The following is a 13,185-nucleotide window of genomic DNA, read 5'->3' on the forward strand; positions in this document are numbered from 1 at the left end:
CGAATATGCTAACGAAAGAATCATTGCAATTTTTAGACGATTTAAAAAAGAACAACAATAGAGACTGGTTTCAGGACAATAAAAAACGATACGAGATTTTCAAAAAAGACTATCATCAATTGGTTAGTGATTTTCTGGACGTAATGAAACCGCTTGACCCTTCTTTGGAATTATTGGAAGTTAAAAACTGTACTTTCCGAATCAATCGTGACATTCGATTTTCTAAAGACAAATCGCCTTATAAAGCACATTTGGGCGTTTGGATGTCTGCCGGAGCTAAAGGCGCCAATCGTTCTGGATATTATGTTCACATTGAAAAAGGTGCCAGTTTTATTGCCGGCGGATTTTATTCGCCTGAAGCTGCAGATTTAAAAAAAGTCCGAAAAGAAATTGCTTTTTTCCATGAGGATTTAGAAGCTATTTTAGCTGATAAAAACTTCAAAAAGGAATTTGGAAGTTTAGATGTAAACGAAACTAATTCACTTAAAAGCATGCCACGTGGTTATGAAAAAGACCATCCGGCGATTGAATTTTTAAAATTGAAAAGCTTTACTGCTACTCAAAAATATGATATTGCAGAGGTGACTCAAAAAGATTTCGTTACCAAAATGAGCAAAAAATTAATCGCACTAAAACCATTAAACGAATTCATCAATCGTGCTTTAGACACAGATGAGTTTTAACCAATCCCTACCTATTTTCCGCCACGAATTCACGAATTATTTTAAGCTAATTCGTGAATTCGTGGCGGAAAAATATAAATAGCTTCACAAATAGTTACTAAGTTTGCCGAATGAAAAAAAGGAAAATACTTTTTCTGGGAGAATCGTATCGTGCGGACGCTATCACGTGGATGAAAGGTTTGAAAGAATTTGGCGATTTTGAAATCTGTACTTGGGAACTTCAAACACCGAATACTTCAAAACTCAACCGATTCAAACGTATTTTAGAATACGCCTTCTCTCCTATTTCTATTCGAAAAACAATCCGACGCGAAAAACCAGATATGATTATTGCAGAGAGAACAACCAGTTACGGTTTTCTTGCTGCCATTTCTGGAATGCACCCAATTGCAATTGCACAGCAAGGCCGAACTGATTTATGGCCGGAAGGTTCCGTTTTATTACCATTTAAAAAAATCATTCAGAAACACGCTTTTAAAAAAGCCGATTTGATTCACGCTTGGGGACCGGTTATGACCATTTCGATGAAAGCAATTGGCGTTGACATGGGCAAAGTTTTGGTTATCCCAAAGGGAATTGATTTGACGCTTTTCACTCCTTCTATAAACGATTCAAATAAAATTGAGGCAATTGTAACGCGATCTTTACAACCGGAATATCGTCATGATTCAATTTTAAAAGCTTTTGCTATTTTACATCAAAAAGGAATAGATTTCACTTTGACCATTGTGGGAGACGGAACAAGATTAGAGTTTTTAAAAGATTTAGCGACAACATTACAAATCGAAAACAAAGTAGTTTTTACAGGCAGAATTCCGAATACTGAACTTCCGAAATTATTACAGGATTCGAATATTTACATCAGCATGCCTATTACCGAAGGTGTTTCGGCTTCTTTATTTGAAGCAATGGCTTGCAGTTGTTATCCTGTAGTTTCTGACATTCCCGGAAATCAAAGCTGGGTTAAGCATCGTGAAAACGGACAATTGATTGAAATTGATAATATCGAAATGCTGGCTGAAGAATTGATTTGGTCTTTTGAAAATACTGAATCTCGAAATAATGCCATTTTACAGAATCGAAAGTTTGTAGAGGAGAATGCGAATTATGATATTAATATGAAGATTATTTCAGATAGATATCATGAGTTGTTAAATCTGCGTAAAACTTAACCGCAATGTTCGCAAAGGGTTTACGCAAATTTCGCAAAGCTTAACGTTTCTTTCGGTTAAAATAATCAACGAGGATAAGCCAAAGATACTTTTTGTTTAAATTGATCATAAAGTACATAATGAAAACTTTCCTTTTCCCGAACAAGGAACAATTTGCCATAACCTTCTTTTTTTGAAAACAGAATTTTACAATTAGACAAATCAATCAGTTTTTTGCCATCAACACAATCTTTTACAATTTCTTCAGACGTCATTGCTTTCGTACTTATCCATGAATAATCGTAAGATTTCCAATTTTTATCGAAGGTATTTAGCATTTCCGTATAAAGCATTTTATCTTTATCATCCTGCAAAATGCCATTACTCTTAATTAGCAGAATTGAATTCGCTTCTTTATAAATATAAAAAATCCCTAAATCTATATTCGATTCAGATTCTGAGTTATCCCCCTTATTTAAGCCACTATAAGAAGTTTTCTTTAAAATAAAACGGATATGATTATCATCAATTAATATAAAATTCCCTAAAGTATTCCGAAATGTATCGTTTCCACATTCAGGTAAATTTCTACATATAAATGTCCCATCGTGATTCAACATCAACATATAGCCTGAACGGTTTTCACCCATCCTGACCATAGAATATTCTTGCAGATCACCAATTCCAATTATATTATTAATTCTCCACGTATCAAACAAATTCGTTTGAGCCCTCGAAAAAAATGTACTCAGAAATAAAAAAAAGAAAAATGAGCCGTTCCTAATTGATTTCGACATAATTACATACTTTATAATTAATCCAAACTTACGAAAGAAAATCTAAAATATACATCTCGTAACTTTTCTTCGATCTCAACGACATACTGTTAAAAGCAATTGTTTAATTTAATCTAAAGCAGAAATGAATAACAGAAGAAATTGGCTAAAACAAATAAGTTTAGGCACGATAGCATTAGGATTTTATAACGTTGAAGCATTTGCAAAGCCTGTTGAAGAATCTGTTTTTCCTGATTTAGACAATGCTCCTATAACACTTCGGTCAAATGAAAATCCGTATGGCCCATCTCCATTAGCTCGTGCCGCCATGACAAAAAGTATTAATAGCAGCAATCGATATGGTTGGGATCTTTCCGCAGAATTAATTACACACATTGCTAAAAAAAATAATGTTTCGGACAATAATATTCTGTTAGGAGCGGGTTCAACGGAAATTTTAGATTTAGTACTTCAATTTACTGCATTAAAAAAAGGTAATTTCATTTTGGCCGAAACCACATTCGACTACTGGACAACTCCTTATGAAAAATTAGGGCTTAAGAAAATTACTGTTCCGTTAACCAAAGAAAAAAAGCACGACTTATCAGCTATGCTGAAAGCTATCGATTCAGACACCAAAATGGTTTATATCTGTAATCCTAACAATCCAACGGGAACGATATGTACCAGAGAAGAATTGGAATCCTTTATAAAAGAAGCTACAAAAAAAGCAATAGTGTTTGTTGATGAAGCTTATATCGATTTTACAAAAGAACAATCCTTAAGTGATTTGGTTTTCGAAAATAAAAATTTGATTATCACTAAGACTTTTTCAAAAATGTACGGTTTGGCCGGCGCCCGAGTTGGGTATGCTATTGCACATGCTACTACTATTGAAGAACTTGATACTGTGAGATCATCACAGAATATGGCAGTCAGCGTTGTCTCGACAGCGGCAGCTATAGCTTCTTTAAATGATGAAAAGTTCATTCAGAAAGTATATACATCCAATCTGGAAGTAAAAAAATACACAATAGATCAACTTACTCTTCTCAATTTAACCTGCGTTCCTTCTTATTCAAATTTTGTTTATTTTTCTTTAGATAACTATAAAAAAGATTACTTCAAACAATTGGAAGAGCATAAAATACAAGGAACAAAAATTTATGAGGAAAACGGAAAATGGACCCGAATTACAATAGGAACAATGAAAGAAATGCAACGATTTATTGCTGCTATAAAATAAAAAGCATGCTTAAATAGCAAATTTACTTTTTGATGAATTGTTAATCTGTTATTTTTCAGAAATGGAGTTCAAATAAATTATAATCCTTACTTTTGAGCTCAGAATTATTCCGAAACTTCGGGATCAAAAAAAGCCTTTTATTTATGGAAATTCAATCCAATTTTTCTTTAAAAAACTACAATACTTTTGGTATTGAAGCCAAAGCCAAACAATTTGTTGCAGTACATTCGGTTCCTGAATTGAAAACTATTTTAGAAGCACACAAAAACGAGAAAAAATTTATTTTAGGTGGTGGAAGCAATATGCTTTTAACAAAAGACATTGACGCCCTGGTAATTTATATCGATTTAAAAGGCAAAGAAATCATTAAAGAAGACGAAGATTTTGTATGGGTTGAAAGTCAGGCCGGTGAAACCTGGCACGATTTCGTCTTGTGGACAATTGACCATAATTTTGGAGGTTTAGAAAATATGTCCCTAATTCCCGGAAATGTTGGAACAACTCCAGTTCAAAATATTGGTGCTTACGGAACTGAAATAAAAGATACTTTTATTTCGTGTGAAGCCATCAATATCGAATCTCAGGAAATCAAAACCTTCAAGAATTCTGAATGTAATTTTGGATACAGAGAAAGCATTTTTAAAAATGAAGTTAAAGACCAATATATCATTACGTCGGTAATTTATAAATTGACCAAACGCAATCATAAAATAAATACTTCTTACGGAGATATTACAGCTGAATTGGCTAAAAATAATATTGTTACTCCAACTTTAAAAGATGTGAGCAACGCCGTAATCGCCATCAGACAAAGCAAATTACCAGATCCGAAAGAATTGGGAAATAGCGGAAGCTTCTTTAAAAACCCAATTTTATTGAAATCTGATTTCGAAAAAATCCGTAAGAAATTTCCGGAAATGAAATATTATGAAGTTTCTGAGACTGAAGTTAAAGTCCCTGCGGGTTGGTTAATTGAACAAGCTGGTTTTAAAGGAAAACGTTTTGGAGATGCCGGAGTACATAAAAATCAGGCTCTGGTTTTAGTGAATTACGGAAATGCAACGGGTCAGGAAATATTAGCCGTTTCAAGAGATGTTCAAAAAACTGTTTTTGAAACTTTCGGAATTCATATTGAAGCTGAAGTAAATGTAATTTAAGAACTTTTATAATTTAATATTCTAAATGAAAGAACTTAACTTCAGAGTAATTTTACTTCAATTGCTTGGAATGATTTTCCTAATTCATGGCACACTTCAACTGCGATTTTATACTGTCGCTGAAGAGTTCATTTGTGCCACAACTCACAATAATAAATCGGAATGCTGGAATAGATTATTCCCTTCAAAAGAAGCTTTTTTTGACTTTTGGCCAAGTATTTATGTCTGGATATTCTTAGGCCTTATAGCTGGAATTCTTCTGGTTTCTTTCTTGAACTGGAAACATAAATTTTCATCACTAAATACAATTTTGGTCGCCATTGTAATGTATATTATTCTAAGACTTAAATTTTTTAGAAGAGGTGTATTTTCCCGTTTATTTGATTTTTTCGTATCTGCATTTTCTGATGATTTTGTAATACAATTTATCATTGGAGGAATTACTTTTACCTTACTGGGGCTTTTGATTTTATGGTTCAGTGTAAAACCAAATTTGTTTGCTGTGAAAAACGAAACAAAATCAAATTAAAAATCAATGTCAGAACAAATTTCCATAATTGTAACCAATCCAAATGATGAAAAAGTTCTGGCAATCATAGAAGAATTGTCGGCAAATCTTTATCTTCGTTTTGGAAGCGATGGAAAGAATTCTTTTAGCGATTGGAAATACAATAATTCAAAATATGTTTTTGCTGTTGCCAAAATTGACAATGAAATTGTTGGATGCGGAGCGATTAGACCAATTTCTGAAAATATTGGAGAAGTAAAACGAATGTATTCTAAATATCCGGGAAAGAAAATCGGACAAACTGTTTTGGCCTTTTTAGAAAATAAAGCTAAAACAATTGGGTATACTGATTTAATCTTAGAAACACGAGTGAAAAATCAAGAAGCAACAGCATTTTACAAAAAACAAGATTATAAAGTAATTCCTAATTACGGAAAATATATCGATCGACCGGAAGCAATTTGCTTTGGAAAATCTTTAAAATAAACTCATAAAATGTATACACCTGAAATATACAAAAACGAAGATCCGGAATCAATCAGAACTTTTTTAAAAGAAAACAGTTTTGGTATTCTCATCAATCAGACTAACGGAAAATTATGTGTGACCCATATTCCGATAGAGTTAGAAGTAAATGCTGATGGAAAAGAAATTCTACAAGGACATATTTCAAAACTAAATCCACAAGCAGAAGGTTTTACTGAAAATGATCAGGTTTTGGCTGTGTTTACAGGTCCACACAGTTACATTTCTTCTTCCTGGTATGATCACGAAAATGTACCTACCTGGAATTATATAGCCGTACATGTTTATGGAAGAATTAAAATTGTCGATGAAGAAAGCACAATAGAACAATTAAAAAAACTGGTTGACAAATACGAAGCTACTTCAGAGAATCCCGTTCGTGTTGAGAATTTATCAGCAAAAACAATGCGTGAAGCGAGGGGTATATTTGGTTTCGAAATAGAAATCGATGAGATTCAGGCCACAAAAAAACTCTCTCAAAATCGCGATGATCACAATTATAAAAACATAATATCAGAATTAGAAAAAACCGAAAACCCTCAGGCTATTGCTGTTGCAAAAGAAATGGAGAAATGCCGAAAGTAAATTGGAATTAACCATTGAAAATTACGAATTCATAAGTACATTTGCACGCGCAAGATTCAGAAATTAAAAGACATTAAAATCAGATGCTTATAACTTTATTTTACTTCTTTATTGCTATTGTTTTTATTCAAATTTTCTATTACTTAGGAATTTTTGGAAAGTTTGCTTTCAGTAAACCACAAGAAATTACACAAAAAAAACTTCCTGTTTCTGTAATTGTCTGTGCTAAAAATGAAGAAGAAAATGTAAAAAAGTTCATTCCGTTATTAGCAGAACAAGATTATTCTGATTTTGAAATTGTATTAATTGACGATGCATCAAGCGACGAAACCTTAGAAGTTTTTGAAGAATTTGAAAACCTATATCCCAATATTCGTTTAGTAAAAGTACAAAATAATGAAGCTTTCTGGGGTAATAAAAAATATGCTTTAACTTTAGGGATCAAAGCTTCTAAAAAAGAATACCTCCTATTTACTGATGCTGATTGTTATCCAACTTCAAAAGAATGGATCACGTCAATGACTTCACAATTTACCATGAATAAAACTATTGTTTTAGGATATGGCGGTTATGAAAAAATTGAACGCTCTTTATTAAATAAAATTATCCGTTTTGAAACTGTTTTAACAGCTGTACAATATTTTTCATGGGCTAAAATTGGAGCTCCATATATGGGAGTTGGAAGAAATTTAGCTTACAAAAAAGAAGAGTTCTTTAATGTTAACGGTTTTATAGACCATATTCAGGTTCGCTCAGGCGACGATGATTTATTTATTAATCAGGCTGCGAATAAAAGCAACACTACCATTTCGTACAATCCGGAAAGCTTTACTTATTCAAAACCAAAAGAATCATATAAAGAATGGTTCACGCAAAAAAGAAGACATGTTTCTACTGCAGAATACTACAAGTTTTTTGATAAAATGCAGTTGGGTCTTTTTTATACATCACAATTATTATTCTTTTTATTAGTTATACTTTTATTGGCTTTCCAGTTTCAATGGATTGCTGTATTGGCAATATTGGCTACTCGCTACACAGTTGCATGGACTGTAATGGGATTTTCTGCCGGAAAATTAAAAGAAAATGATCTTAAAATATGGTTTCCAATTGTAGAGATAGTGCTTATATTCACACAAATTAATATCTTTATAACTAATCTCTTTTCAAAACCTGTACATTGGAAATAAATTCTAAAATAGAAAAAGCAAAAAAAGGCGACCAGATTGCCTTTACTTTTTTATTAGATTTTTATTGGAATGAAGTGTATGGCTTCATGCTGAAACGTACTGAAAACGAAACGATTGCCGAAGATATCACAATCGAAACTTTCTCAAAAGCTTTCGACAAAATTGCTACTTACAACTCAGAATTTCAATTCAACACCTGGTTAATTGCGATCGCAAAAAATGTCTATATTGATTTATTGCGCAAAAAGAAAACCAATCTTTTTATCGAAATTACAGATTCTGAAGATCAACAGGCATACAACATCGCCGACCCTACTCCATCTGCTGAAGATGCATTAATTAAAGAGCAAAATTTATCTCGTTTGCTTTTATGCATCAAAGAATTAAAACCTCATTATCAGGAAGTCATTCAGTTACGTTATTTTCAGGAAATGACCTATCAGGAAATTGCACTTAAAATTGATGAACCATTAAGCAACGTAAAAGTAAAGCTTCTTCGTGCTAAAAAATTATTAGCAGAAATAATTGAACGTAATAGATAATTTATTATCTTTAGGTAAAGAATAAAGTATTATCTTATTTTTTCTTAAAACAATCAATTATTCACATACTAAAACAACAACACCTACATTGTTGCTAAAACCAAAAACCTGTCGCTTATGATTTAATGTTACTTAACCTTAAAATCCATTAATCATGTCTAAATCAAACATCTACGAAACCAATTGGACCGACCTTGTTTTCGAAAACAAAAACAAAGAGTACGGCGCGTATCAATTACGCCAGGAGAATGCAAAAACCACAGTAACAGCGCTATTTATGGGACTGCTATTTTTAGCAGGTATTGGAAGCGTATCGATGTTGATTAATAAATTAGGAACACAGGGCGTAGTAGAAACAGATGCACTTCCTAAGGAACCAACAGTTATTACGCACTTTGACAACACTCCCATTGTTCCAAAAACACCAGAAACAATTGCACCTCCACAACAAAGCGCTCCTTCGGCTCCGGCAACCGATCTGTCTCAATTATCCAATCCGGTTATTGTGACTCCTGATCAGGCAGTAGACAACATTGCAACTAATGAGGAAAACACAGCTGTTGTCGACAATACTTCAACAGGAACTGGCACGGTAGTAAATGCTTTACCTGCAACTGGTGGCAATGGTGCCGGTACAGAGATAGCACCAGCAACTAATGATCCAGTAAATTCTGCTGTATTAGACAAAATGCCGGAATTCCCTGGAGGAATGGCTAAGTTTTATACTTATGTTGGAAACAATTTCAACAGACCTGAATTAGATGCTGAGAGAACATTGAAAGTATATGTTTCTTTTGTAATTGAAAGAGACGGCTCAATTACAGATATAACGGTAATAAAAGATCCGGGATATGGTTTAGGAAAAGAAGCTGTCAGAGTTTTGAAATCCTTAAAAACAAAATGGACTCCTGGAGTACTTAACGGAAAAACAGTAAGAACTGCATATAACCTTCCAATAACGATAAAAACGGAAGTAGAATAAAAAAGAAAAAGCAGAATTTAGGTTCTGCTTTTTTTTGCCCTCTTGTAAGTAACCAAGAAATTAAGATTTTTATTTTACTTCAAATGAATCTCGCAAAGTAGCAGAGTCGCAAAGCCTTATTTTAAGTTTTTCTTTGCGACTCTGCTACTTTGCGTGAAATTAATTATCACACTTTTTTTAATTTAATTACTTTTACCTTTATAAAAGAAAAGCATTTTATTAAAATTAAAAACTAAAAAATGGGAATATTTTCAGCACTTCTTGGAAATGCAGGTTCTGTAAGTCAGGAAGATTTACTAAAAAACTACGGACAGCTTTTAACGGATAATGAATCCATTGAAATGGGATTCAAATTGATCCGTGACACTTTTATCTTCACTAATAAAAGATTAATCTTAGTAGACGTACAAGGAATCACAGGAAGCAAAACAGAATACAAATCGATCGCTTACAAAAGCATTACCCGATTTAGTGTAGAAACAGCGGGAACTTTTGATTTAGAAGCCGAATTAAAAATTTGGGTATCAAGCGAAGTGCAGCCAAGTATTGTAAAACAATTTACTAAATCGGTAAATGTTTATGATGTTCAAAAAGTACTAGCTCACCATGTTTTAGGTTAATCATAAAATTAAAAAAACCCGACAAATTTCAAAAATTTATCGGGTTTCTTTTTTCTAAAGGAAATTACTTTTTCTTTTTGTTTGTAGTTTTCTTTTTAGTCGTCGCTTTCTTAGTCGGAGCCGGAACGGTATTTACAATTTTTTGTTGCACATACGGCTTATACAAACCATCTTTTTCAGCTCTTTTTTTAGCATCTTCAGCTCTTTGTTTTGAATCTGGATGTGAGCTCATCATTTGATCAATAAAGGAAGCTTCTGCCCCTTCACTCATTTTGGCCAAAATTCTAAAAGCAGATTCTTCTGCATTTACATCATAACCGTTTTTTTTCATGAAATTATACGCAAACAAATCAGCCTCCGCTTCTTGTTTACGACTAAATTTACTATCAATAATAGCACTTCCTATTTTTCCTAACTGACTATCAGTAACAGTAGCCACAGTTGTTGATTGTGAAGCAGCTGCATCCATTAAAGCTTCTTTTTTATAAGCCGCTTTTATAGCATCTTGTGAATCATGATTTGCAACGTGACCAATTTCATGGCCAATTACAGCAAGTAACTCATTGTCATCCATGATATCCATTAATCCTGAATACACACGAACGCTACCGTCTGCCGTTGCAAAAGCATTTACTTCTTTTAATTTATATACTTTATAATTTAATGTATAACCTTCACCAGCCGTATATTTTCCAAAAACTTTATTCAATCTTAAAGTATATCCATCTGTCGGCCCGGCAATTTCATTTTCGGTATCCAATTTATCTACCGCCGCTTTAGACAGTGCCGCAGCATCGGCATTGCTAAATGTAAAACCGGTAACACCTTTTTGAACAGCACCAATCGCTTTATCTCCAAAATTAATTTGTGCATTGACCTTAGTAAATCCAAAAGCGACAAATAAAACTCCTAATACAATAAATTTCTTTTTCATACTTCTTATTATTTCAATTTAACAACAAATGTAGTACAGTAATATTCCTTTTTAGACTCCTTTTAAGTCCATTTTTTAACAAATAAAGATATAAATTTTAAATGAGTAAAAGTCAAAGGAATAGCATATTTAGCCTTTCTACTCTAATAAACAACCAAAAACAATACCTTTTGAACGAATGTTACTTTCAAAAAACAATATTTTAACAATTTGATAAAATAATCATCAAAACAGTTTCGCGAAATTGTAACCATACAATTTCAAATTAAACTACAAACAAATCCTCAAATAAACTACAATGCTTATCTTTGTACTTTGAATTTTGATATATGGAAACAGTCATTGAAAATATACCAACTGGAAAACCTAAATGGTTAAAGGTTAAACTTCCAATTGGACAAAAATATACTGAACTTCGTGGTTTAGTTGATAAATATAGCTTAAACACTATCTGCACCTCAGGAAGTTGCCCAAATATGGGAGAATGCTGGGGCGAAGGAACAGCTACTTTTATGATCTTAGGAAATGTTTGTACGCGTTCTTGCGGATTCTGCGGTGTAAAAACTGGCAGGCCAGAAACGGTAGATTGGGACGAACCTGAAAAAGTAGCACGTTCTATAAAAATAATGAACATCAAACATGCTGTAATAACAAGTGTTGACAGAGATGACCTGAAAGATGGCGGATCAATCATCTGGATTGAAACTGTGAAAGCAATTCGCAGAATGAATCCAAACACTACACTTGAAACTTTAATTCCGGATTTTCAGGGAATTGAAAGAAACATTGACCGAATTGTAGAAGCAAATCCTGAAGTAGTTTCGCACAATGTCGAAACCGTTCGTCGCTTAACACGTGAGGTTCGTATCCAGGCAAAATACGATCGTAGTCTTGAAGTTTTACGTTACTTAAAAGAAAAAGGAATCAACAGAACTAAATCAGGCATTATGCTTGGACTTGGTGAAACTGAAGAAGAAGTTTTTCAAACCATGACCGATTTGCGTAATGCAAATGTTGATGTTGTAACTATTGGTCAATACCTGCAACCAAGTAAAAAACACTTACCCGTAAAAGAATTTATAACCCCGGATCAATTTGCTAAATATGAAAAATTTGGTCTTGAATTAGGTTTCCGTCACGTAGAAAGCGGGCCTTTGGTTCGTTCTTCCTATAAAGCACAAAAACATATTTTATAAAAATAGTTTAATCGTTTATTTGTTTAATGGTAAAACCTGTTAAACAAATAAACGATTTACCGAATAAACAATGCATTTGAAAACTAGAATTGCTATTAATGGTTTTGGAAGAATTGGGAGAAATTTATTTCGCCTTCTTATAAACCACCCAGAAATTGAAGTAGTTGCAATTAATGATATTGCTGATAATAAAACCATGTCGCATTTGATAAAATACGACAGTATTCATGGAGTTTTACCTTTTAAAGTAAGTCACGATGAAGAAGGTATCATTGTTGACGGAAAACATTTTGTCTTTTTTCATGAAAAAAGCATTTCAAATTTAGACTGGAAAAGCCATTCTATTGATTTTGTAATAGAATCAACAGGAAAATATAAAACGCATGAAGAGTTAAATGCACATATTGAAGCCGGAGCAAAAAGAGTAATTCTTTCGGCCCCATCAGAAGTTGACACAATAAAAACAGTAGTTTTAGGAGTAAATGATAGTATTTTAGACGGAAATGAGTTGATCGTTTCGAATGCAAGTTGTACAACAAACAATGCCGCTCCGATGATAAAAATCATTGATGAGCTTTGCGGAATCGAGCAGGCATACATTACAACAATACATTCGTACACCACTGACCAAAGTCTTCATGACCAGCCACATAAGGATTTACGCAGGGCGAGAGGCGCTAGTCAGTCAATTGTTCCAACAACTACAGGTGCAGCTAAGGCATTAACAAAAATTTTTCCTAAATTGCATCAAAAAATAGGAGGTTGTGGCATTCGTGTTCCCGTTCCTGATGGTTCATTGACCGATATCACATTTAATGTAAAACGTGCTGTCACTATAGAAGAGATTAATAAAGCATTTGAAGAAGCTTCAAAAACGCATTTAAAAGGAATATTAGATTACACAGAAGATCCAATTGTTTCTGTCGATGTAATTGGCAATACACATTCGTGTTTGTTCGATGCACAGCTTACTTCGGTTATTGACAAAATGGTAAAGGTTGTGGGTTGGTACGATAACGAAATTGGTTATTCATCAAGATTAATAGATTTGATTTTACTGATAAGGAAAACATAGATTCATTGTAAAAGC

General features: G+C 33.2%; 15 protein-coding genes. 13 read left to right on the forward strand and 2 right to left on the reverse strand.

Annotated features, from left to right (window positions below; all coding sequences use genetic code 11):
* Positions 1-5: 5 nt before the first annotated feature.
* Both IRZ99_RS09860 and IRZ99_RS09865 read left to right on the forward strand, forming a co-directional pair.
* Complete coding sequence (locus tag IRZ99_RS09860; RefSeq protein ID WP_194657127.1) at positions 6-683, forward strand: DUF2461 domain-containing protein; 678 nt, start codon at positions 6-8, stop codon at positions 681-683.
* Positions 684-793: 110 nt separating this feature from the next.
* Complete coding sequence (locus IRZ99_RS09865) at positions 794-1,855, forward strand: glycosyltransferase (RefSeq protein WP_194657128.1); 1,062 nt, start codon at positions 794-796, stop codon at positions 1,853-1,855.
* Positions 1,856-1,920: 65 nt separating this feature from the next.
* Here IRZ99_RS09865 and IRZ99_RS09870 read toward each other — a convergent pair whose 3' ends face one another.
* The gene (locus IRZ99_RS09870) at positions 1,921-2,631 is read right to left on the reverse strand and encodes a hypothetical protein (RefSeq protein ID WP_194657129.1); all 711 of its coding nucleotides are present in this window, start codon (positions 2,629-2,631) and stop codon (positions 1,921-1,923) included.
* 124 nt (positions 2,632-2,755) lie between these two features.
* Here IRZ99_RS09870 and hisC point away from each other — a divergent pair, with 124 nt between their 5' ends.
* From hisC to IRZ99_RS09915, 9 genes are all read left to right on the forward strand, one after another.
* Entirely contained in the window at positions 2,756-3,856 is a 1,101-nt protein-coding gene (gene hisC / locus IRZ99_RS09875; RefSeq protein WP_194657131.1) for a histidinol-phosphate transaminase, read from the forward strand.
* A 143-nt stretch (positions 3,857-3,999) separates the two neighbouring features.
* The gene (gene murB / locus IRZ99_RS09880) at positions 4,000-5,013 is read left to right on the forward strand and encodes a UDP-N-acetylmuramate dehydrogenase (RefSeq protein WP_194657132.1); all 1,014 of its coding nucleotides are present in this window, start codon (positions 4,000-4,002) and stop codon (positions 5,011-5,013) included.
* Positions 5,014-5,038: 25 nt separating this feature from the next.
* A complete protein-coding gene (locus IRZ99_RS09885) occupies positions 5,039-5,542 on the forward strand; it encodes a hypothetical protein (RefSeq protein WP_194657133.1) in 504 nt (167 codons plus the stop codon).
* A 6-nt stretch (positions 5,543-5,548) separates the two neighbouring features.
* Positions 5,549-6,007, forward strand: a complete 459-nt coding sequence (locus IRZ99_RS09890) for a GNAT family N-acetyltransferase (protein WP_194657134.1) — start codon at positions 5,549-5,551, stop codon at positions 6,005-6,007.
* 9 nt (positions 6,008-6,016) lie between these two features.
* Positions 6,017-6,631, forward strand: coding sequence for an FMN-binding negative transcriptional regulator (locus IRZ99_RS09895; RefSeq protein ID WP_194657135.1), 615 nt, complete (start codon positions 6,017-6,019; stop codon positions 6,629-6,631).
* An 83-nt stretch (positions 6,632-6,714) separates the two neighbouring features.
* A complete protein-coding gene (locus IRZ99_RS09900; protein WP_194657136.1) occupies positions 6,715-7,821 on the forward strand; it encodes a glycosyltransferase in 1,107 nt (368 codons plus the stop codon).
* On the forward strand, positions 7,812-8,363 hold the full coding sequence (locus tag IRZ99_RS09905) for an RNA polymerase sigma factor (protein WP_074659495.1): 552 nt from the start codon (positions 7,812-7,814) through the stop codon (positions 8,361-8,363). Before IRZ99_RS09900 ends, IRZ99_RS09905 begins: the two co-directional genes overlap by 10 nt.
* Positions 8,364-8,517: 154 nt before the next feature.
* On the forward strand, positions 8,518-9,345 hold the full coding sequence (locus IRZ99_RS09910) for an energy transducer TonB (protein ID WP_194657137.1): 828 nt from the start codon (positions 8,518-8,520) through the stop codon (positions 9,343-9,345).
* A gap of 239 nt (positions 9,346-9,584) precedes the next feature.
* Entirely contained in the window at positions 9,585-9,965 is a 381-nt protein-coding gene (locus IRZ99_RS09915; RefSeq protein WP_072974609.1) for a PH domain-containing protein, read from the forward strand.
* A 64-nt stretch (positions 9,966-10,029) separates the two neighbouring features.
* Here the strand turns inward: IRZ99_RS09915 and IRZ99_RS09920 are convergent, their stop codons facing one another.
* On the reverse strand, positions 10,030-10,899 hold the full coding sequence (locus tag IRZ99_RS09920) for a M48 family metalloprotease (RefSeq protein ID WP_194657138.1): 870 nt from the start codon (positions 10,897-10,899) through the stop codon (positions 10,030-10,032).
* A 329-nt stretch (positions 10,900-11,228) separates the two neighbouring features.
* Here IRZ99_RS09920 and lipA point away from each other — a divergent pair, with 329 nt between their 5' ends.
* Together lipA and gap are read left to right on the forward strand one after the other, a co-directional pair.
* Complete coding sequence (lipA, locus tag IRZ99_RS09925) at positions 11,229-12,095, forward strand: lipoyl synthase (protein ID WP_047774095.1); 867 nt, start codon at positions 11,229-11,231, stop codon at positions 12,093-12,095.
* 76 nt (positions 12,096-12,171) lie between these two features.
* On the forward strand, positions 12,172-13,170 hold the full coding sequence (gene gap / locus IRZ99_RS09930) for a type I glyceraldehyde-3-phosphate dehydrogenase (RefSeq protein WP_194657139.1): 999 nt from the start codon (positions 12,172-12,174) through the stop codon (positions 13,168-13,170).
* Positions 13,171-13,185 lie beyond the last annotated feature (15 nt).

Source organism: Flavobacterium sp. LC2016-12, assembly GCF_015351595.1.
Lineage (GTDB): Bacteria > Bacteroidota > Bacteroidia > Flavobacteriales > Flavobacteriaceae > Flavobacterium.